Below are 22,837 nucleotides of genomic sequence, written 5' to 3' on the forward strand. Positions count from 1 at the left end.
CCTTGTCTAACAGCTAATTGCCTTAATAATTAATATACAATCAACTATTAATGCTACAGTATCCTATTAATTTTATTCTTCTACTCTAATTAAACTTGCGATTTCTTTAACATCTTCTAAAGACTTAATTTTTTCTAAAGCCTTCTGCAGATTACCTTCTTTTATTTGGTGAGTAACTAAGACCAATGGTACAGTACTATTATCACTTCTACCATGTTGAATTACAGATTCAATACTTACTTGGTTATTACCTAATAATCCCGTAACTTCTCCTAAAACACCTGGTTTATCTATAACATCTAATCTAATGTAGAAACTACTTTCTACTTCCTCTCTATTCTTTACTTCCTTTTGATCAAAGCATGTACATGCTATTCTACCCTGAGCACCATAATTAATATTACGTGCTGCAGCGATTACATCTCCTACAATTGCACTACCTGTTGGCATCTGTCCAGCACCAGGACCATAGAACATTGCTTCACCAATTGCATCACCTTCTATAAAGATAGCATTAAAGACATCATCTACCTTAGCCAAAGGATGTTCTTTGGGTAAGAAAGTAGGATGTACTCTAAGTTCTATTCCCTCATTCTGCTTTCCAATAGCTAATAATTTAAGCTTATAACCCAATTCACGAGCATAAGTAATATCTTCTTTTGTTATCTTAGTTATACCTTCCATATAGACATCATCAATATTAACTCTAGATTCAAAAGCAATGGAAGCCAAAATTGCTAATTTATATGCTGCATCATAGCCTTCAATATCAGAAGTTGGATCTGCTTCTGCATACCCCAATTCTTGAGCTTTCTTTAATACAGTATCAAACTCTGCCCCTTCTTGGTCCATCTTAGTTAAGATATAATTTGTTGTTCCATTAACTATTCCCATTACTTTCGTAATCTTATTACCAGCCAAATCTTCCTTTAAAGGGCTAATTATTGGAATCCCGCCCCCCACACTTGCTTCAAAGTAGAAATCTACTTCATTTTCTTCTGCAGCAGCTAATAATTCTTCTCCATGTTTAGCTATTAGCTCTTTATTTGCACTGATTACACTGCGACCACTTTTTAACGATCTTAAGACAAAATCTCTAGCAGGATTTACTCCCCCGATTACCTCTACAACAATTTCTATCTCTGAATCATTTAATATATCTTCAAAGTTTTCAGTTAATAAGTCTTTATTAACATCAACTACTAAAGGTTCAGTCTTATCTTTGACTAAAATTTTATTAACCACCAACTTAGCACCTGACTTTTTACTAATACTATCAGCATTACCTTCTAATATCTTATAAACACCAGAACCAACAGTACCACAACCTAAAAGACCTATCTTTATCTCTTTATTATCCAATCTTCTCTCCTCCTTATTATTCATAAGTAGCTCTAATATATCAAATAATGATGAAAACTACTTACTTTTAAAACTTTTACTAATCAATTCTACTCTTCTAATCCCTACTATATCCTTTATCTTAGCTAATAATTCTTCTAAAGAAATTGATAATTTCTCAACCTTGATTGTCATGGTTATGTGGGCAACTTCTGCTAATGGAATATCCTGATTTATAGTTAATACACTCGCATGATATTCAGCAATTTTAGATATAATTTCTGATAAAATACCTTCTTGATCAACTACCAATAATGACAAGGTTACTAATTCCTCTTCTTCTTCTGAAACAAAAGGAAAAATATAATCCTTATATTTATAATAGGCACTTCTGCTTAAGCCTACTTTCTTAACTGCCTCTTTTATCTGAAATTCTTCACCAGTCTTTAATAATTCTTTGACTCTAACTGTCTTCTTCATCGCATCAGATAAAATTTTCTCATTAACTATATAAAATTTGTCTTCCACCTTCTACCCCCAATCTAAATCTTAGTCTAATTTCATTTATATCGCAGATATGATGAATCTATAATTTTTTGTTTACTCATTTTACACTTGTGTTTTTGTTGTGTGTACATTTTCTAAAATTATAACATTATTAATCTTAACTTGCAAGGATTTTTATAGTATTTTTTAAAAAACACAACCTATTGAAATAGGTTGTGTTTTAGCAAAAGCTATTTACTATAGATTGGAGCACCCGTAGTTTCTGCTTTCTTTCTAAACTCTTTAATTAATTTTTTAGTATAGTCGCCAGGAGTTCCCTCTCCTATCACTCTACCATCTACTTTAATTACTGGAATAACCTCAGCAGCAGTACCACTTAAAAAACACTCATCTGCTACAAAGATATCATGTCTAGTAAATACCTCTTCTTTAACCTCTAAACCTAATTCCTCAGCTACCTCTAATACAACTCCCCGTTTAATTCCTTTTAAAGCTCCTATATATGTAGGAGGAGTCATTAATACCCCATCTTTTACGATAAAAATATTATCTCCTGTACATTCCGCTACATAACCCTCATTGTTTAACATAATTGCTTCTAAAACACCAGCTTGATTAGCTTCAATTTTGGCAAGAATATTATTTAAATAATTAAGGGATTTAATTCTTGGATTTAAGGCTTCTGGAATATTTCTTCTTGTCGGAACAGTAACTACCTCTAACCCATTTTGATAAAATTCTTCAGGATATAAAGTAATGTCACTAGCAATAATAATTACCGTTGCTTTATCACATTTATTAGGGTCTAATCCTAAATCTCCTACTCCTCTAGATACTACTAACCTAATATAAGCATCTTCTAATTCATTTGCTTTAATTGTTTCAATTACTGCTTCTTTCATCTCTTCTGGAGTCATTGGTATATCTAACATAATTGCTTTAGCTGATTCATATAAACGTTTAATATGTTCTTCAAATCTGAAGATTCTTCCATTATAAGCACGAATACCTTCAAAAATACCATCACCATATAAGAATCCATGGTCAAATACTGAAATTTTAGCTTCTGACTTCTCTACTAATTCATCATTTAAAAATATCTTTTGACTACTCAAAATTCTCACCCTTTCCATAAAGTATTATCTATTATTATAATTAATCTTAAACCTATTTGCAACTAAAAAAGGAGTAGAATGCTTATTTTAGCTTCTACTCCTTCAATAACATCTTTCACTCTTATTTATTTAAATATTTCAATGGATTAACAGGTTTATTATCAATTAAAATTCTAAAATCAACATGTGGTCCAGTACTTCTTCCTGTACTACCTGACTTAGCAATAATCTGCCCTTGATTTACTCTTTGTCCTTGTTTTACTAATAATCTAGAGTTATGAGCATACAAAGTTACAACTCCATTCCCATGATCAATTGTAACAGTCTTACCAAAACCACTAACCCATCCACTACCTAATACTACTCCAGACTTAGCTGCTTTTACTGAAGTTCCTCTTTTCACAGCTATATCAAGCCCTCCATGGAAATGCTTCTTATTTAAGATTGGATGTACTCTCCAACCATAGCCTGAACTTATCCTTCCACGAACTGGCCAAATAAAATCCTTTTTTACACTAGTTGTGTTTCTAGAAGTATTTGAAAGGTCAATTACTAATTTAGGAATTTTAATAATTTCTCCCTCTCTAATATGAACTGTCTTTAAATTGTTAACTTTTTTTATGGTTCTAATAGTGGTATGAAATCTACTTGCTAATTTATCTAATGTATCTCTTCTTTGAACCTTATAAGATACAATCTCATAAAAATCTGTATCAATAGGCCCACCTAAAGCAGTTTTAGGAATAATCAACTCTTGATCTATCTTAATAGTATCAGAACTTAATTTATTAGCTTCCTTAATCACCGTTACTGGTACATCATATGTATGTGCCAGAGCAGATAATGTATCACCACTTCTTACCTTATATTTATCAAAACTAATAGCTTCTTTTAGACTCTCCCAGGTAGATTGTCCAACAATACCATCACTAGGTAGTTTAGATTTATTTTGAAATTGAATAACTGCTCTTTTAGTAGCTGGTCCAAATTTACCATCAATGATTATTCTATGACCTAACATAACTAAATTTTCTTGGAGCTCCCTAACATCTCTTCCCTCCATACCTTGCTGTAATACTCTATAATTAGCCTCAGCCATTACTATAGAAGAAGATACTAATATAGTAATTAAAATAGCAATAATGATATGATTACATTTCACTTGTCAAGCCTCCCTATAATTATTATTAAAATTCAAATAATCTTTCAAAAAGAATATATTATATCTATTAATTCTACATTTTCTCTATAATTCCTTTAAGAATTCGACTTTAAAATATAAATTATTATAAAATAATTTACCTTTAAATTTAAATATAAACAGTTATTAATAATATTTTTCTTCTAAGTATTTTTAGATTACCCAGAATCATATAATTTATAATCGACTCAAAGCTCATAAAGTTTAACTTTATTATAGCACCTCCAAAGTAACAATAAATTATATTAAGCTTATAATTTTTATAGTCTTATGTAATATATATTTATTATATCAATTTATAATAAAATTATATCAACTTATAATCTAGCTAACAATGGTAATTATTAAAATATATAAAGGTTAGGAGTTAGGGTATAGGTCATAGGATATAGGATATAGGGTATAGGTCATAGGATATAGGATATAGGGTATAGGTCATAGGATATAGGATATAGGATATAGGGTTTTCCATCTAGCAACTGATACCCATAAGTTACTAGTTATAACTTCTTTTTGCCAGAATTAATATTTAACAACTCAAATCTAAATTAATACAGCTAGAATAAAGAAAAAACTGCTGACAATTTTGTCAACAGTTTTCATATATTTATTCCATTAAGGTAGCCATTATAGCTTTTTGTACATGTAAGCGATTTTCTGCTTGATCAAATACTATAGATTGACCTCCATCAATTACTTCTGCAGTTACCTCTTCTCCACGATGAGCTGGTAAACAATGTAAGAAAATAGCATCTTTCTTCGCTACTGACATCACTTCTGAATTGACCTGATAGTTAGCAAAAGCTGCTTGTCGTTCTTCAACCTCATCTTCATCACCCATACTTGCCCATACATCAGTATATAATACATCGGCATCTTTAGCCGCTATTAATATATCATTAGTTATCTCAATCTTGCTTTCAGTACTTTGAGCAATTTCTTTAGCAACAGATACTACATCTTCTTGAGGTTTATAAGCCTTAGGAGAAGCAATAGATATATCCATCCCTACCTTAGCTGCTGCTAATAATAAGGAATTAACCATATTATTACCATCACCAATATAAGTCATTTTTAAGCCTTTTAGCTCACCCTTATTTTCTTTAATTGTAAATAAATCTGTTAAAGCTTGGCATGGATGATACGAATCTGTCAAGCCATTAATTACAGGTATATCAGCATACTTTGCTAATTCTTCTACATCACTATGAGCAAAAGTTCTAATCATAATACCATCAACATAACGAGACAATACCTTGGCCGTATCTTCAATTGTCTCTCCTCGTCCCAATTGAATATCATTTGAACTCAAAAAGATTCCTTGCCCACCTAATTGATAAATCCCAACCTCAAAAGATACTCGCGTTCTAGTTGAAGATTTGGCAAAGATCATCCCTAGAGTCTTATTTAATAAAATTTTATGTTCAATACCTTCCTGTTTTTCTTTCTTTAGTTTAGCTGACAAATCAAAGATTTGCTTTATCCCTTCTAAGCTTAAGTCCTTAATAGTCAATAAATCCTTCATTCTCCCTACTCCCTTCTCTTCTTTTTTTATAATTATACATTATAAAGTATAATTATTCAACATCTCTTTTACTTTTTTATTTTTAAAATAAATATATAAGCATCTCAAAATACATTTATGTAAATAGAATAGTGAAAGAATAGATAAAGATTGCGACACTTTCGGAGTTAGGCGTTAGGAAATGGGAGGTAGGAAGACCTTACTATCCCCTATAACCTAACTCCTATCACCTAAAAATGTCACTTTATACCCATTAAGTTTCAGCTATATATTATAGTAATAATTATACTAAAATAAAAAATCCTCACCTTTACTTATCCAATACATTATAAACTATTCTCCCTGCTATTATAGTCATTAGCACATTAAAATCCTGATCAAATACTACCAAATCAGCATCTTTTCCTATACTAATACTTCCTTTGCTATCAGCAATACCCAATAATTTTGCAGGATTAAGAGTTAAGGGTTTAATTCCTTCTACTAAATTTAATCCTGTAATATCAATCAAATTTTTTAGAGCATCATTCAAATCCAAGGTACTTCCAGCTAAATTTCCAGCAGAAAGCCTAGCTACACCATCTTTAATAACTGCCTCTAATCCTCCCAAATCATAGCTACCATCTGGCATACCGGTAGCTCTCATAGAGTCACTAACCAAAATAATCTTTTCGAAACTCTTCATCTTAATGACAAGCTTAACTATAGCAGGATGAAGGTGGTGATTATCAACAATTAATTCTACTGCTATTCTGTCATCCTCTAAACAAGCCCCAACTACACCTGGTTTACGATGGTGTAATCCTCTCATCCCATTAAATAGATGGGTAGCACTACGTACTCCACAGTTAAATCCTCTTTTGATCTCATCATAACTTCCATTACTATGACCAACAGATACAACTATCCCCTGTTTATAGGCATAAGGAATTAATTTGCTAGCCCCCTCTATCTCTGGTGCTAATGTAATTAATTTAAGCTTGTTACCTAATATATTTATTATCTCATCTAATTCATAGGTATTAGCTACTCTAATATTCTTGGCATTTTGAGCCCCCTTCTTATCTATATTGATGTATGGTCCCTCAAGATGTATACCAAGAATATTACCTAAAGAATCTTCTCTATGAAGATATCTATTTAGCAGCTTCGCTACATCTAATATTTTTTCTTGACTAGCAGTTAGAGTAGTTAATAAGAAAGAGGTTGTACCTTTGCTGGCTTTGTATTTAGCAATAACTTCAAAAACATTATAATCACAATCCATAGTATCCTTTCCCACAGCACCATGAGTATGAATATCAATAAATCCTGGTGCTAAATATAAGCCTTTTAGATCTATAATCTGAGTTGAGCTATCAAAATTATCTATATCATCAATTTGAGTTATTATTCCATCTTCTATTTTTAGATTTCCACCTCTTATAATCTGATCTTCGCTTATAATATTAGCATTTTTTAATAGAATACTATCCATTATATCCTCCTTATCGAAATAAAAAACAACTATAATAATATTTATCTCTAAATTAAATTATACAATTTATTAATACTCCTTCCAATAGATTTTAAATATTTCTAAAATAATCAGATGAGAATCATCATTACAAATTTTCATTTCAAATCAAATAAAAATATCCTTCTTACAAATTTGTAAGAAGGATATTTTTACCTTTAGATAGCCTTTACACCTTTTTCTCCAGTTCTAATCCTAATAGTTTCTTCTATTGGATAGATAAATATCTTACCGTCTCCTACCTCATCAGTTCTTACTGCCTCTAAAATTGCATCTACCAATGGTTCAACTTTATCTTCTTCTACTACAATCTCTACTTTTAATTTCTCTTTTAACTTTACCTCATATTCTACTCCACGATAGATATTAGTAGCACCTTTTTGCTTACCATATCCAGCAATTTGAGTAATATTTAAACCATTTATACCTAACTTCTCAACAGCCACTATTAACTCTTCTATTCGACTAGGCCTAATAATACATTCTACTTTCTTCATCTTCTCAACTCCTTTTTTAAGTTCAGTGACAAGGAATGGAGTAAGCAGTAATGAGTTAAATTATTACTCCTTATTCATAACTGCTAACTCCTTAATCCTAATTACTAATTACTAATTACTAACTCCTAACCACTTACTTCTTGCTAACTTTAACACTCTTCCAGTGTAATGGTACAAAATCTGGATAAGATACTGAACCATGCTCAGTAATATCTAATCCTTCTAACTCTTCCTCTTCAGAAACCCTTAATCCAATAGTTCCAGCAATTACTTTAAATAAAACAAATGCTGTTGTAAAGGTCCAAATTGCTACTGCAACTACACCCTTTAATTGAGTAAGGAATAAAGCAATTCCTCCTCCATAAAACAAGCCACCCTCTGTTGCAAATAATCCTACCATTAATGTTCCAAAAGCTCCACAAACACCATGTACAGCTACTGCTCCAACTGGATCATCTACATGTATTTTATCTATAAACTCTACTGCATAAACAATCAATACTCCAGCTAAAGCCCCAATTGCTACTGCACCAAAATTGTCTACATTAGCAGTTCCAGCTGTAATTCCAACCAATCCAGCTAAAGCACCATTTAAAGTCATACTTACATCTGCTTTACCATACTTGATCCAACTAGTAATCATAGCTAATGCTGCTCCAGCTGCTGCTGCTAGGTTAGTAGTTACTGCAATATCAGCAATACTTAAGTCAGTACCAGCTACTGTACTACCTGGGTTAAATCCAAACCATCCAAACCATAAGATAAATACACCTAATGCTGCCATTAATAAGTTATGGCCTGGCATTGCATTTACAGAACCATCTTCATTAAATTTCCCAATTCTAGGCCCTAAAACCATTGCTCCTGCTAAAGCAGCCCATCCACCTACAGAGTGAACAACTGTGGAACCAGCAAAGTCAACCATATCACTTAACCAGCCACCACCCCAAATCCAATGTCCTACTACAGGATAGATGATTGCAGTAATCACAGCACTATATGCTAAATATCCACTATACTTAGTTCTTTCAGCCATAGCTCCTGATACGATAGTCGCTGCTGTTGCAGCAAATACTGCCTGAAATAACCAGAAAGCACTTAAAGGTATATCTAATCCAAGATGTTCAAAACTACCACTTAAAAAGAACCCTTTACTTCCTATAAAAGCATTCCCTGCCCCAAACATAAAGGCAAATCCACAGATCCAATAAATCAATGAACCTACAGAAAAGTCCATCAAGTTCTTCATAATAATATTTCCAGCATTTTTTGCTCTAGTAAATCCTGCCTCTACCATCGCAAATCCTGCTTGCATAAAAAATACTAAAAATGCTGCTAATAAAGTCCAAATTGTATCAATTGCAATTGCATTACTCTCTGCTGTTGCATCTGCTGCAAAAGCAACTGATGATAAACTAAGCACCCCTAACATTAACAATAAACTTAAACTAACTACTCTTCTCCTCATCACTTACACTCTCCTTATTGTATTATTTATTTATAATTGAGCTTATAAACCTCAAAATTAACTTAACATTAAAACTTTGGAATCGGAGGCAAAGCTAACTTATGATGATTTTTTGCCTCTAAGTTATCAACTATTTCCTTTACTTTAGAACTAGCCTCTCCAGTTAAGATATAATGGTCAATCTCTTCATAAGTAATTCCTAACTCATCCTCATCTGTCTGACCAGCCCACAAACCAGCTGATGGTGCTTTAGTAATAATACTTTCTGGAATCCCTAAAATTTTAGCTACCTCTCTAACCTCACTTTTAACTAAATTACCTAAGGGAGCTAAATCAATTCCTCCATCGCCAAATTTAGTAAAGTAACCTAATTTCAACTCACTTCGATTATCTGTCCCTACAACTAAATAATCATTTAAACTAGCATAATAATATAAAGTAGTCATTCTTAACCTTGGTTTGATATTAGCACGGCTTAACTTCTTACTTTCACAATGATCAAGCAGCTCTAACATAGTATTAAAAACAGATTCTAAGTCAATCTCTTTATAATCTATCTCAAAGTTATCTGCTAATAACTGAGCATCCTCTTTATCTTGAGGCTTACTCCCACAAGGCATAATCAATCCTAAGGTATTATCAGGAAAGGCCTTTTTGCACAATGTGGCTGTCACTGATGAGTCTATCCCACCTGATAAACCAACTACAACACCTTTTCCTCCAGCATCTTTTACCTTATCTTGAATCCAAGCTATTAAACTTTTTATAATTTCTTCATAATTTTTATCCAACAATTTATCACTTCCCTTAAAAACTATTTACTGTCCCACTTTTTAGAACCCAGAGAACTCTTAGCTCTACTTCTAAAACTACTCCACTACTTTGCTTAAAGCAAGAGTTCTCTAAGTCTTTGAAGAGTGAGATTATATATAATTAGTCAACACTTAAAAGCTCCTAATATACTCTTAAGTATTGATCTAATTCCCATTGATGAACTTGAGTTCTGTAGATATCCCATTCAATAATTTTTGCATCTAAGAAGTGTTCTAGGACATGTTCACCTAAAGCACTTTGAATTACTTCATCATTTACTAAATAATCAAGAGCCTCTTTAAGACTACTAGGCAAGCTCTCAATTCCTAAATCTTCTTTCCTGTCAGCATTCATAGTATAGATATTATCTAAAACCTCTGCTGGTGGTTCAATCTGATTCTTAATTCCATCCAAACCAGCTTTTAACATAACAGCAAAAGCTAAATAAGGGTTACATGATGGATCAGGATTTCTCATTTCTAATCTAGTTCCTAATCCACGAGCTGCTGGAATTCTGATTAAAGAGCTCCGATTAGAACTAGACCAAGCTAAATAAACTGGTGCTTCATATCCTGGCACTAATCTTTTATAAGAATTAACCGTCGGATTAGTAATTGCAGCAATTGCTTTAGCATGTTTTAATAAGCCACCAATATAATATTTAGCAACTTGGCTCAAACCTAATTTATCATCTTCATCATAAAAAGCATTCTCACCATCTTTGAATAATGATTGATGGACATGCATTCCTGATCCATTCTCTCCAAAGATTGGCTTTGGCATAAATGTAGCATGTAAGTCATGACTATCAGCAATAGCTTTAACTACAAATTTAAAGGTAGCCACATTATCAGCAGTCCTTAAAGCATGATCATATTTAAAATCAATCTCATGTTGCCCTGGTGCCACCTCATGATGAGAAGCCTCCATCTCAAAGCCCATATTTTCTAAAGCTAAAACTATATCCCTTCTTGGGTCTTGGCCTGCATCCATTGGAGCCAAATCAAAATATCCACCCTGATCATTAGTAATAGTAGTAGCTTCTCCATTCTCATCCTTTTCAAATAAGAAGAATTCTGGTTCAGGACCAACATACATCTCATAGCCCATCTCTTTAGCTTCATCTAAAACTTTCTTCAATACCTGACGTGGGTCACCACCAAAAGAAGTACCATCTGGTTTGTAAACATCACAGATTAATCTAGCTACTGAACCACCCTCCTTTGGTCTCCAAGGAAATACTGTAAAAGTATCATAATCAGGCTTTAAATACATATCTGATTCATTTATTCTAGTAAAACCATCTACTGAAGATCCATCAAACATAATCTTTCCATCTAATGCATCCTCTAATTGATTAACTGTAATTGCCACATTCTTAATTATCCCTAATATATCTGTAAATTGTAATCTGATAAACTTAACATTCAACTCTTTTGCTTTCTTTAATACATCCTCTTTAGTTAAATTATTCATTTCTTTTCCTCCTTTTAAATTAAATCTTTCTTCTGACCTGAAAACCAATTTATAATAGTTTCAGAAACTACATCTGATCCATCTATTTCCTTAACGCCATCCATTTTAATGCATTTGCCAACCTTTACAACATGATTATCCTTGACAACAACATCAGACCTATAACTTCCCTGATCACTAGTTACATTAACATTCTTCATTACAAAACACATTAAAATCACCTCGCTAATTTATTAAATTTGTTTTTGATGTTATCTATATGTTAACTATATGTTAAGTATAATCTTTTTGTGATAATATGTCAAGTTTTTTCTAAAAAAATTAACAAAAACATGACATGAGAAGTTAAAAATAAAAATATCGAACCCTTTAACCCCAAACAATCCAATACACCTAACATCTCATTGATCCTCTAAAACTTTTTTTATTCCTATCGCATTTAAACCCTTGTTTAATAATTCTTTAATTTCGACAAGTCTTTCAACATCATTTTTAGAATATAACCTTTGATTCCCTTTGGTTCTAACCGGATTTATCAATTCTGCTTTTTCATAATAACGAATCTGTCTGGCTGTTAAGTCAGTCATATCTGCAACTACACCAATAGTATAAGCAGGAGTATCTGCGCCTACATCAAGCATAATACCCTCTCCTCAATATAAATAATCCCTCAAACAAAATCTTCATTCAACCACCCCTCGCCAGAAAATAGTCTTATGCAAATATTAACCGCACCTTAATTCTACGCAAGAAAGTATATTGGTCAAGTTCTCATTAAAATTTTATTTATAATTAAAATAATAGCCCCAAACAATATATATCACTAGAGTTATACAGTAATATTAACTTTGCTTTGACGAGACCTTATACTTCTCAAAATTAACTCAGCTTGCTCTTTGCTTATGGAAACACCCAATTCTTTATATCTATGCATAATAGAACTCACTCCTGAAAACTTACCAATTATAAATCTTCTTTCCCTCCCCAAATCGCCTGGAGATAAAAATTCATAAGTTGAAGAATCCTTTAATAAACCATCAACATGTATACCAGACTCATGAGAAAAGACCCCCTCACCTACGATAGGTTTATTGGCAGATACTCTTCTGCCAGAATAATCTTCTATCATCTCTGATAATCCTTTCAACCCCTTAACTTTGAAGTCACTCTCACAACCTTCAATACATTTCAAGGCCATTACCACCTCTTCTAAAGCAGCATTCCCCGCCCTTTCTCCCAAAGCATTAACAGTACAACTTATATATTTGGCTCCAGCTTTAAAAGCACTTAAAGCATTAGCTGTGGCCATCCCAAAATCATTATGCCCATGAAAATCTATTTCGGCATCTATAAAATCTCTTATCTTTTTAATATTATCATATGTGGATATAGGGTCTAATCTCCCTACAGTGTCTGCGTAACGAACCCTGCTAACCCCCGCTTTTTGGGCAATACTGTAGAACTGAACCAAAAATTGGAAATCTGCTCTAGAGGCATCTTCAGCCCCTACTGAAACATTGCAACCTTTTTCAAGGGCATAGTTTACTATCTTCTCCAACTCACTAAGCACCCATCCTCTATCTTTATTTAATTTTCGATAGATATGAATGTCTGATGCTGGGGCTGTAATATGCACATTTTTCGCACCAGCCAATATCGATTTATCAATATCTTCCTTTCTCATTCTATTCCATGTCAATATAGAAGATTTCAGACCCAAACTCATTATTTCCCTAATAGCCTCTATCTCTTCTTTGCCCATAATGGGTATTCCAGCTTCAATAACATCAACACCTATTTCATCCAATTTTCGGGCTACATCTACTTTTTCATTTTTAGAAAAGGCTACTCCGGCAGTTTGCTCTCCATCACGTAAGGTAGTATCCACAATATAGAAATCTTTCATCACCTCACCTCCCGTTTTCTTAGTGTTAATCATTTCAAAAGTCTACTGTCCCCTCATCTTTTACATTATATAATTCCACTCTGTGTAAACTCCAATCTAAATTCATAACATTTCATGTTATGTTTATGTTAATTATACTCTAATGTGAACTATTTATCAACAACCCAACTTACTTTTTTGATAGTTTTAGATTTATTTTGCATATAGTTAACATTATAGTGTGAACTATCCTGTAGTAATTAATCTTTTAGTCTTGCTCCTGAAATGATATGTAATGATCACTTATTTCATCCATTAGTTTTCTTAGGTTATTCCCTTTTATGAATTCCCAGCCAAGCCACTTATATCTCTTAGCTATAAATGAGCAAAAATGATTACATTAATTCACAAATGCTATAATTAGGCTGTTCATTCAGGTTAATATTCTTGCATATTTAAGACATGTATATAAACAACTCTAAAAAGTAAATTAAAACCTTATTTTTACCACGAATGAACACGAATTAGCACTAATAAAAGATTCCAAAAAATCTTTTAGACCTTAAACCTTTATAAATATTTTAAGATTTTATCTTTTTATTGTTCTTATTCGTGTGTATTCACCCCAAGAGTACTTCCTCAGAAAATAAAAATCAATTCTTCGGGTTTGAAAACACAACCCTTCACGGGATTTTAATTTCTAAGGTCCTTCTTCAGGGTGCGTGACCATTTGTGGTTTCAAAGTTTTTAGTTTATTTTTATTTCACTTTAAGGTTGGATATCTACATTAGCAGTATAGCATAATTTAAAATTAATTATTTACATTAATTGGTTTGAAATTTGCTCCTTTATAGCTCTTAGCTTTAAAAATATTAATGTCAATTTTTAGATTGGATATAGGAAAAGTATAGCACCCTCTCTCTATAACATCATATTTCTAGCCTGATAACCAGCTACAACTTATAATCCAATCACTAATTTACCTCTTCTAAAGTTAGCTCATCATTATAAAACAACTACAAAGAAACAGTTTCTATCAACTTATTTAAAGAAGATCCCTATCAAAACAGTTAAAGATAGCCATTGAAACAGAATATACTTGATTATTCCTTAGCCCTTTTAAATTATCACAATTTTTACCCTTCTTTAATAGTACGAAATAATACAGCACTTGCAAGTAGCTTAGTTGTTTCACTATTCTCCTTAATCTCTACTTACTTTAATAAAGCCATGCCCTTCTAATATCTCTCCTCCTTCTTGGGAGTAAAGATAATCTAAAAACTTAGCAGCAGCCTCTTGATGCTCTGAATCAATCCCTTTTATTGGTGAAATTGGATAAGTAGCAATTACATTATATTGATCCTTAATATTAACCACCTTGACCTTATCCTTATCGCTGGCATTAGCATCAGTCTTATAAACTACTCCTGCATCAGCCTCTCCTAACTCTACCTTAGCTAATACACTCTTAACATCCAACTCTTTAGAAACTACACTAGCAAAGAACTTCTCCTTATAATTTGAAGGTAACTGAGGATTGTCATTTTGTTTATTTAGCATCTGGACTGTATACCTACCTACTGGAACAGATTTATCAGCAATTACTAGACTAATCCCATCCTGTAGCAAGTCTTTAATTCCATTAATCTCTGCTTGTGTTTGCTTAGAAACAACGATAACCAGCTTATTACGAGCAAAGATAGTAGGATTAGCTACCATATCAGCTTCATCTAATTGATTCATATACTTGATATTAGCAGAAGCAAAGATATCAGATGTAACTCCAGATGTAATCTGACTATATAGAGCCTGACTTCCTGCATAATTAATCTCTAATTTAATATCATCATATTTCTTCTCAAATTCAGCTTTCAAATCATTAAAGACCTCAGTTAAACTAGCGGCAGCCATAATTCTAATAGTAGTGGGCTCATTACTATTAGCAGTACTTTTACTTCCTTGACAGCCTGCCATTAGCATCATCACTACGATTAAAGCTCCTATTATCAATTTTTTCATCATTAATCATCCTCTCTTTTAATCTTATAGTCTTATAATTCAATATTAAGAAGCAAAAATTAAAAGATAAATTTTTAATTCTCAACTCTCAATTATTTATAGCTAAACAATTCTAAAATGAAACTCAATGGATATATAGCGACATTTTTAGGTGATAGGAGTTAGGTTATAGGGGATAGTAAGGTCTTCCTACCTCCCATTTCCTAACTCCTAAACTGTCGCTTTATCTATCTATAACACCAGATTTAAACATTTGCTCTAATTACCTCCCATAAAAACATAACTGAGGCAACTCTAATAAGCTAGCAACTCCTGAGATTGTATTCCCAAAGATAAAGTAATTCTTTTGATAATCACTAATCATCTTTAAAAGACCATCTATCGAACCATTTATAATAGAAGAACCTGTAAATAAAATTAAATCAGCTTCTTGAATCAACCTCTGATTATATTTACTCCCATCCCAAACTTCAACACCAAAGCTCTTAGTAGCAATCTTCTTCTGATTTAAGTCTGTTATCATAAGCTGCTTTGCGCCAAAAAACTTAGTACAGGCCTCTAAAATAGCAGGTTGATAGCCGATAATCCCTATCTTATCTATATTATTTAAATTATCATAAATCCACTTAGCCATTTCTCTAGCACATAATTCAGGCTCTTCATTCTTACAGTGAATAGTCTTCTCAGCCAAAGCAAGGCTACGCAACACAGCATTAATTGTAGCAAGCAATAATCCTCGCTGATAATTATTCTCTAATGGCAAATCAATAATCTCCTGTAAATCCCCTTGAAAATTACCAGGATGGTCAGTAAACGCCTGACCATAGTTTCCATTAAATTCCGCTTGAATCATTACTTCTTTCCCTGTTAATAAAGGAAAATCATCTCGCTTAGGATTACCAATAGCTTCTTCACTGGATAAACCTCGGGCACTGATCATTATATCTTGGTTTAACAACTTATTTTCCATAATTATCTCTTTAAACTTCTCCTTGGCTCTTGCTAAAACTCCCATCTTATCATCTCCTTTCCCCAACTTGCTCTGCCACCCCTTAAAATTTTATCTCCCAAAAATTCTGCTCCCTCTTGATTATGAGTTACATATATAAAAGGGATCTGCCAGATTTCTTGAATCCTCTTGACCTCTTGCTGTAATCACTTACTCAATTCTTGGTCTAGAGAAGATAAAGGCTCATCTAATAGCAATAAATCGAGTTTACTCATTAAATTCTAGCTAAAGCAATCCGTTCTTTTTCCCCTCCTGATAAAGAACTAGGATAAGCTTCCTGCAGATGAGCAATGTGACACATTTCAATGATTATGAACAAAGCCCTATTCACCTTTTAAGCAAATGACCAAAACAATGTAAAATAAAAATAGCTGTCTGCAAAAGTATTTAAACTCTCTTCAAATCGAAAATATTATCATATCTATCTGCTTTCACTTAGATATAATCACCTTTCAAGAATATAAACTTCTTACAAACACCTATATATTAGTCTTTTAATTTTAACTCTAAAATAAGCAAGGGAATTAAAAATATCAAAATAAGTACTACCGCCAAAGATATAGATTGACCTAAATCCCTTTGGGAAAGAGTATAAATAGCAGTAGATAATGTCTGAGTTTTACCCGATAGATTCCCTGCAAACATCATAGTTGCACCAAATTCTCCAGCTGCACGTAAACAAGCCATTATAAGTCCAGTCACAAAAGCCCTAATACTCAATGGCAAATAAATAAAAAATAATAATTCCTTCTCTCCAGCACCAAAGACCATAGCAGCCTCTTTAATATCCTGATCGATAGTTTCAAAACCACTTCTTAAAGCCTGGGTAAAAAGCGGTAACATCACAAATACCTGAACTATAATTAATGCCACAAAACTGAAAGGAATATCTAAGCCAATAACTCTAATTACATTTGCAAAAGCTCCTCTCCTACCAAAGGCCATTAATAAAGCTAACCCAGCTACAGTAGGAGGCATCACCAAAGGTAAATTTAAAATCATATTTATTATTCTATAAATCTTCCCCTGCTTTTGAGCCATTACATAAGCAAAAGGAACTCCAATAATTATTGTCATAACAGCAGAACAAACTATAGAACTAATTGTTATTTTTATCGCTTTCAAGGTGTTTAAATCCTTAATAACAGTAACGACATCTCCTAGCGAGGACTTAAAAAACAAAGATAAGATAATCAAAGTAATAAATAGAACATTAGAGATCATTATTCCCCAAATTAAAATTTTAGTTAAATCTATCTTATTGCTCTGTTTTAATTGATATATATCTATTCTTTCCTTACACCCCTCCACCTTCTGATAAATCAAACTATTGTCCATATTATCACCTGCTTTCTTTTACCCAATAGCTAACTGCCGCTAAAACTTTTGCTTATATAATCCAAAGTAAAAATTAAGCTGCTATTTTTATTCAGATATCCTTTTACTCCTTGCTTTAAGCGAAGAAATATTATATGTTTTTCCTATAAATTTTTAGAGATATAATCTATAGATTATATCTCTAACCTTTCTACTACCTCTCCATTCTCCAAATGGCTTTCAACTATTTCTTCCACATCATCAGGGCTTACATTTCCATACCATACCCCTTCAGGATAAACAATTACAATCGGCCCTTTATCACAGATTCCTAAACAACCTGTATTAGTAATCATAGTATCAGTCATACCTCTATCTTGCACTTCCATCATAAAATTTTGAATTATCTCTACAGAATCCTTATTGACACAAAAACCTCTTTGCTGACCATTAATTCTAGAGCTAGAACAGACAAAAATATGATATTTAGGTTGATTCACCTTTATTCCACCCTTCTTTTATTTAATTTAAACCTTAAGAAATATAATTACTAACTTAATTTTGATCATCAGCCAACATCCTTTAAACCTAACTCCTTAATTGCATATTCAATTCCATCTTCAATTCCATCATATATTTCCAAAGACTTAATACCACTTTCTAATAGCTTCTTTTTAGGCTCATAACCAATTCTCATAGATAAAACAGCTTCACAGTCAGATAAGAGATCAACTATATTCTTTATCTTAGCTTCTTTATCTTCACATTCTTTGCCAATACAATATCTCTCTATATTCCTCTTATCCACTAATGCTATTCCCTGATCTGTATACCTATATACTAAAAAATTATCTACATGACCAAAATGCTGATCTATCAACCTACCTGTCTTCGAGGCTATAGCAAATAACAGATCTGTACTTTTAATTTCATCAGCCAAGCTTTTATTTTCATCACCTTGATCTGTTTTTCTACCTCTAAATTCAATCGATATATCTTGAGATAATTGACCTATTGCATCAGCTCTACATTGCTTACAATGATACATCTGTTTTAAATCCAAGGAACATCTATCTCGCAATTCATTCAATTCTTTATTACTTACTAAAGGCATCTCTTCAAACTCACTACCCTCTGCTGGAATAAGCGGCATTATATTAGTCATAAATGCTCCATGTTCCTTCACCTTATTAACAACTTCTGGAATATGATGATCATTTAATCCTTTAATCATTACTATATTAACTTTACATAAGACACCTTTGCTGCTCAAAAATTTCAATCCTTCCAATTGATTATCAAGTAATATTTTTGCTCCTTCTTCTCCAGATAATACTTTCCCCTGATAATGAAACCACTTATAGATCAAAGCCCCTATCTTTGGATCAATAGTATTAATAGTAATTGTCACATGTCTTACTCCTAATTCCACTAACTCTTGGGCGTATTCAGGCAACATTAACCCATTAGTAGAGATACAGATAGTAAGCTCGGGGTCATCCTCTTTAATCAATTTAATCGCTTCTTTAGTCTCTTCAAAATTTGCTAATGCATCACCTGGCCCAGCAATACCAATCACCTTTAAATTTGGTAATTTATCTTTAACTAATAGATACTTCTCATAAGCCCCTTCAGGTGTTAGTACTTCACTGGTTACTCCAGGCCTACTCTCATGTAAACAATCATATCTTCTATTACAATAATTACAACTTATATTACACCTAGGAGCAACTGGAATGTGCATCCTTGCATACTCATGGGCACATTCACTATAACAAGGATGCTTAGCAGTCTTTAATATAGTGTCCATCGTTGTCTCTTCTGGAAAATTCAAATTTAAATTAACAGAGCAATTACTCACTTATACCACCTCTTCCCACCCCTTATTGTCTTATTTATAGGAGTATTATGCTTTTAAAAAATAATCGCTTTTTAATAATCAAATATTTAGAACTTAAGAATTCAACTATAATTATTATAATTTTGATATAGCTTCTATAGGATTAAGTGTCTCTTCATCAACTATAGCTTCAATCCCTAAATCACCCAAGCTATTGATCATACCCTCTCCAATCTTTCCAGAGATAACAATATCGCAATCTTTGATATCTTCTATAATATGATTTTGATGATTTCCATCAGTAACTCTAATGTCTAAAAAACAGATTCCTTCTGGTCCCTTCGAATAAATGTAAAAGATCTTAGCTTTACCTAAATGTGAAACAATCTCTTCACTACTATTTACACTAACAGCTATTTTCAAGATAAGCCCTCCTTTTTTATAGTAGCAGTTATCCTATACATCTATGTGCATCACGGTTAAAATATATTTCTAACTCAAGATATTGGAAGCTTTTCTAAGCTATCCAGTAAAATATTCATCATACATATCTTCACGATAAGAACTATACTTATTCTCTAATAAAGTATTAGTGATCTGATCTAAAAGACTAACAGATCCATCATAAGCAACATTAACTTTCCTTTGAGCTCCCATCCTATCATGAATTGGAAAACCTATTCTAACTAAAGGTATCCCATCCTTTTCAGTAATAAATTTACCATCAGAATGACCAATTAAGATGTTAACACCTAATTTATTGACATAATCCCTAATAGTTTCAAAGTCAGTATCATCTATTATTAAAATATCTTCAGCAGCCAACTCAAAGTCTTTCTTTAAAAGTTCTGATAACCTAGATATCTCAACACCTGTAGCTAATAATGCTGGAAAGATACCATTTTCCAAACATAAAGTTGCAATAGCATATACAAGCTCAGGTTGACCAAAGATAGCAGCTCTTCCTTGAGCATTATACTTATGAGAATCGACCATAGCATCTAACATTCTTCCTCGAGCTTTAGTCAATTTAACACTAGGTTTTTTGCCAGTAATTTCAACTAATAAATTAATGAATTTATCTACATTAGCCAAGCCAATAGGTAAAGGAACTCTATATAATGGAACTCCAAATTCATCCTCTAAAAATTGACCAGGAGAAATATTCTCAGCTGCTAAAACTCCTAATTCTATAGTTGCTTTAGACCCTCCCATACTTCTAATCTCTTCAATTGTAGTTCCACCTTCAGGCAACTTATGATAGTCATTGGAATAACCACCATCCAAAGTTTCGGAGATATCAGGTAATAAATTATAATCAACAGAAAAAGACTCTAATATATCCTTAATCCTTCTAATATCACCAGGAGTTAAATTTCCAGCTATAATATTAAGCTTATCATTTGAACCTTCTGTCGCAAATCGCTCTACCATCTTTCTTAATGATAGATAATATCCTTCAAACTCTGTTCCTCCATAACCTGGTGTTGCTACTGGAACAAAACTTATCTCACCAACCTCTTCTTGCTCCACAAATTCATTTACCAATCTTTCAATATCTTCGCCAATAGTCTCTGCTAAACAGGTAGTTACAACTCCGATTACTTTGGGGTTATAAAGCTCAATTGTATTCTTTAAACCTTTCTTTAAATTATCCTCTCCTCCATAAACCGTCCCTCGTTCAGTTAGCGAAGAAGAAGCAATATCTACTGGCTCATTATAGTGGGTAGCCATATGACGTCTCATATAAGTACTACAGCCTTGAGAACCATGCATCATCAAAATAGCTTTTTCAATACCTTTAAAAGCAATTGCTGCCCCCATAGGCATACACATTTTACAGGGATTAACATTTAAATTCACAAAATTACGCGCCATAATTATTCACCCCCACTTTGATTAGCGATAATCTTCCACACTGGACTATTTAAAGTAGAATCAAGCTCTTTGGCAAAATTAACAGCTCCTACAAAACCAGTTAAAGGATGCTTTCTTTCATGATTATGATCACAAAAAGCTACTCCTAACTTATAGGCTAAAGGCCTTTCTTTAACACCACCTACCAATATATCTGCTCCTCGCTTCTTCATAAATTTCTCAAGTTCAGTAGGATTAGCATCATCTAAGATAATAGTGCCTTCATCGGTTAACTCCCTAATCTGGTCATACTCTTCCTTCTTACCAGTTTGAGTACCAACCATAACCGGATTAATTCCTAAATCTTTAAATTGCTTAATTAAAGAGATTGCTTTAAATCCACCACCAACATAAATAGCTGCACTATAACCTTTTAATCTTTGACGATATAATTCTATTTTAGCTTCTACTTTAGACTTTTCTTCCTTAATCAGCTTTTCTACATTATCAACAACCTCTTCATCTCCTAATAATTCAGCAATCTTTCTTAAGGAAGAAATTGTATCCTCAATTCCAACAAAACTAATCTTAACAAAAGGAATATTATACTTATGCTTCATCCGTTTAGCCAATGATGTCATCGAACCAGCACATTGAACTATATTTAACTCTGCCTGAGGTGCTTTCATTATCTCCTGACAGCTTGAATCCCCAGTAAACTTAGCATTGACCTCAATTCCAACTCTATTAAGATAATCCTTTAAAATCCACATTTCACCAGCCAAATTAAAATCACCTAAAATATTAATTCCACTTCTTTTAATTGAGGCTAGATTGCTATCCATTAAAGCCAACATTGCACTGCAAGCAGCTTTATAGCCACTAGATTTATTACCTGCAAAGCCTGGAGCTTGCACTGGAATTACTCTAATTCCATATCTATCCTCTGCTTTTCTACAGACTGCATCTAAATCATCACCAATTACCCCCACTACACAGGTTGAATAAATAAAGATAACCTCGGGATTATAGCTTTCCATTATCTCCTCAATGGCAGCAGTCAACTTTTCTTCTCCACCAAAGACAATATCCTGCTCCCTTAAATCTGTAGAGAAACTATTTCTAAATATCTCTGAACCACTGCTTAAACTACCTCTAATATCCCAAGTATAACTAGCACAGCCAATTGGTCCATGAACAATATGAAAAGCATCAGTAATTGGATTAAGAACAACTCTGGCTCCACAATATACACAAGCCCTTTGACTTACAGCTCCTGCCACACTATCTTGCTCACACTTTAAGCCTTTAGATTTATCCTTTGAATTACATAAAATAAAGTCCTTTCTTTCATCTAACATTCCCAATTCTAAAACTTGACTCATCTGACTCACCACCTTATAATATATAATGGTGGTATATTGATAGAGTAGGTGGATTTTAATAAGATT

Annotated in this window: 21 protein-coding genes; all 21 read right to left on the reverse strand. The window is 32.7% G+C overall.

Going from position 1 to position 22,837, the window contains the following annotated elements:
- Positions 1–72 precede the first annotated feature (72 nt).
- Positions 73–1,362: a homoserine dehydrogenase gene (locus tag OREMA_RS0101185; RefSeq protein ID WP_018247456.1), complete on the reverse strand. Its 1,290-nt coding sequence runs from the start codon at positions 1,360–1,362 to the stop codon at positions 73–75.
- Between the two features lie 57 nt (positions 1,363–1,419).
- Positions 1,420–1,869 carry an ACT domain-containing protein gene (locus OREMA_RS0101190; protein ID WP_018247457.1) on the reverse strand — a complete coding sequence of 150 codons (450 nt, stop codon included), beginning with the start codon at positions 1,867–1,869 and terminating at the stop codon, positions 1,420–1,422.
- 209 nt (positions 1,870–2,078) lie between these two features.
- Positions 2,079–2,963 carry a branched-chain-amino-acid transaminase gene (ilvE, locus tag OREMA_RS0101195; protein ID WP_018247458.1) on the reverse strand — a complete coding sequence of 295 codons (885 nt, stop codon included), beginning with the start codon at positions 2,961–2,963 and terminating at the stop codon, positions 2,079–2,081.
- Positions 2,964–3,084: 121 nt separating this feature from the next.
- Positions 3,085–4,125, reverse strand: a complete 1,041-nt coding sequence (locus OREMA_RS0101200) for a peptidoglycan DD-metalloendopeptidase family protein (RefSeq protein ID WP_018247459.1) — start codon at positions 4,123–4,125, stop codon at positions 3,085–3,087.
- Positions 4,126–4,771: 646 nt separating this feature from the next.
- The gene (gene argF, locus OREMA_RS0101205; protein WP_018247460.1) at positions 4,772–5,689 is read right to left on the reverse strand and encodes an ornithine carbamoyltransferase; all 918 of its coding nucleotides are present in this window, start codon (positions 5,687–5,689) and stop codon (positions 4,772–4,774) included.
- A gap of 310 nt (positions 5,690–5,999) precedes the next feature.
- Positions 6,000–7,166 (reverse strand): N-acetylglucosamine-6-phosphate deacetylase, encoded by a 1,167-nt coding sequence (nagA, locus tag OREMA_RS0101210; RefSeq protein ID WP_018247461.1) that lies wholly within the window; start codon positions 7,164–7,166, stop codon positions 6,000–6,002.
- A gap of 197 nt (positions 7,167–7,363) precedes the next feature.
- Entirely contained in the window at positions 7,364–7,702 is a 339-nt protein-coding gene (locus tag OREMA_RS0101215; RefSeq protein WP_018247462.1) for a P-II family nitrogen regulator, read from the reverse strand.
- Positions 7,703–7,835: 133 nt separating this feature from the next.
- A complete protein-coding gene (locus OREMA_RS0101220; protein ID WP_018247463.1) occupies positions 7,836–9,170 on the reverse strand; it encodes an ammonium transporter in 1,335 nt (444 codons plus the stop codon).
- A gap of 68 nt (positions 9,171–9,238) precedes the next feature.
- Positions 9,239–9,964, reverse strand: coding sequence for an NAD+ synthase (locus OREMA_RS0101225; protein WP_018247464.1), 726 nt, complete (start codon positions 9,962–9,964; stop codon positions 9,239–9,241).
- 160 nt (positions 9,965–10,124) lie between these two features.
- The gene (glnA, locus tag OREMA_RS0101230; RefSeq protein WP_018247465.1) at positions 10,125–11,459 is read right to left on the reverse strand and encodes a type I glutamate--ammonia ligase; all 1,335 of its coding nucleotides are present in this window, start codon (positions 11,457–11,459) and stop codon (positions 10,125–10,127) included.
- 14 nt (positions 11,460–11,473) lie between these two features.
- Positions 11,474–11,671 carry a hypothetical protein gene (locus tag OREMA_RS0101235; protein WP_018247466.1) on the reverse strand — a complete coding sequence of 66 codons (198 nt, stop codon included), beginning with the start codon at positions 11,669–11,671 and terminating at the stop codon, positions 11,474–11,476.
- Positions 11,672–11,860: 189 nt separating this feature from the next.
- Positions 11,861–12,100 carry a MerR family transcriptional regulator gene (locus OREMA_RS16950; protein WP_018247467.1) on the reverse strand — a complete coding sequence of 80 codons (240 nt, stop codon included), beginning with the start codon at positions 12,098–12,100 and terminating at the stop codon, positions 11,861–11,863.
- Between the two features lie 188 nt (positions 12,101–12,288).
- Positions 12,289–13,365 (reverse strand): homocitrate synthase, encoded by a 1,077-nt coding sequence (nifV, locus tag OREMA_RS0101245; protein WP_018247468.1) that lies wholly within the window; start codon positions 13,363–13,365, stop codon positions 12,289–12,291.
- Between the two features lie 1,182 nt (positions 13,366–14,547).
- Positions 14,548–15,366 (reverse strand): molybdate ABC transporter substrate-binding protein, encoded by an 819-nt coding sequence (gene modA, locus OREMA_RS0101250; RefSeq protein WP_018247469.1) that lies wholly within the window; start codon positions 15,364–15,366, stop codon positions 14,548–14,550.
- A gap of 259 nt (positions 15,367–15,625) precedes the next feature.
- The gene (locus tag OREMA_RS0101255; protein WP_018247470.1) at positions 15,626–16,399 is read right to left on the reverse strand and encodes a Rossmann-like domain-containing protein; all 774 of its coding nucleotides are present in this window, start codon (positions 16,397–16,399) and stop codon (positions 15,626–15,628) included.
- Positions 16,400–16,858: 459 nt separating this feature from the next.
- Entirely contained in the window at positions 16,859–17,710 is an 852-nt protein-coding gene (locus OREMA_RS0101260; RefSeq protein WP_018247471.1) for a molybdate ABC transporter permease subunit, read from the reverse strand.
- Between the two features lie 173 nt (positions 17,711–17,883).
- Positions 17,884–18,189, reverse strand: a complete 306-nt coding sequence (locus OREMA_RS0101265; protein ID WP_018247472.1) for a 2Fe-2S ferredoxin — start codon at positions 18,187–18,189, stop codon at positions 17,884–17,886.
- 68 nt (positions 18,190–18,257) lie between these two features.
- Positions 18,258–19,550: a nitrogenase cofactor biosynthesis protein NifB gene (gene nifB, locus OREMA_RS0101270; RefSeq protein ID WP_018247473.1), complete on the reverse strand. Its 1,293-nt coding sequence runs from the start codon at positions 19,548–19,550 to the stop codon at positions 18,258–18,260.
- Positions 19,551–19,664: 114 nt separating this feature from the next.
- A complete protein-coding gene (locus OREMA_RS0101275) occupies positions 19,665–19,952 on the reverse strand; it encodes a NifB/NifX family molybdenum-iron cluster-binding protein (protein WP_018247474.1) in 288 nt (95 codons plus the stop codon).
- A 99-nt stretch (positions 19,953–20,051) separates the two neighbouring features.
- Entirely contained in the window at positions 20,052–21,407 is a 1,356-nt protein-coding gene (locus OREMA_RS0101280; protein WP_018247475.1) for a nitrogenase component 1, read from the reverse strand.
- Positions 21,408–21,409: 2 nt separating this feature from the next.
- Positions 21,410–22,771, reverse strand: a complete 1,362-nt coding sequence (nifE, locus tag OREMA_RS0101285; RefSeq protein WP_018247476.1) for a nitrogenase iron-molybdenum cofactor biosynthesis protein NifE — start codon at positions 22,769–22,771, stop codon at positions 21,410–21,412.
- Positions 22,772–22,837 lie beyond the last annotated feature (66 nt).

This window comes from Orenia marismortui DSM 5156, from assembly GCF_000379025.1.
Lineage (GTDB): Bacteria > Bacillota > Halanaerobiia > Halobacteroidales > Halobacteroidaceae > Orenia > Orenia marismortui.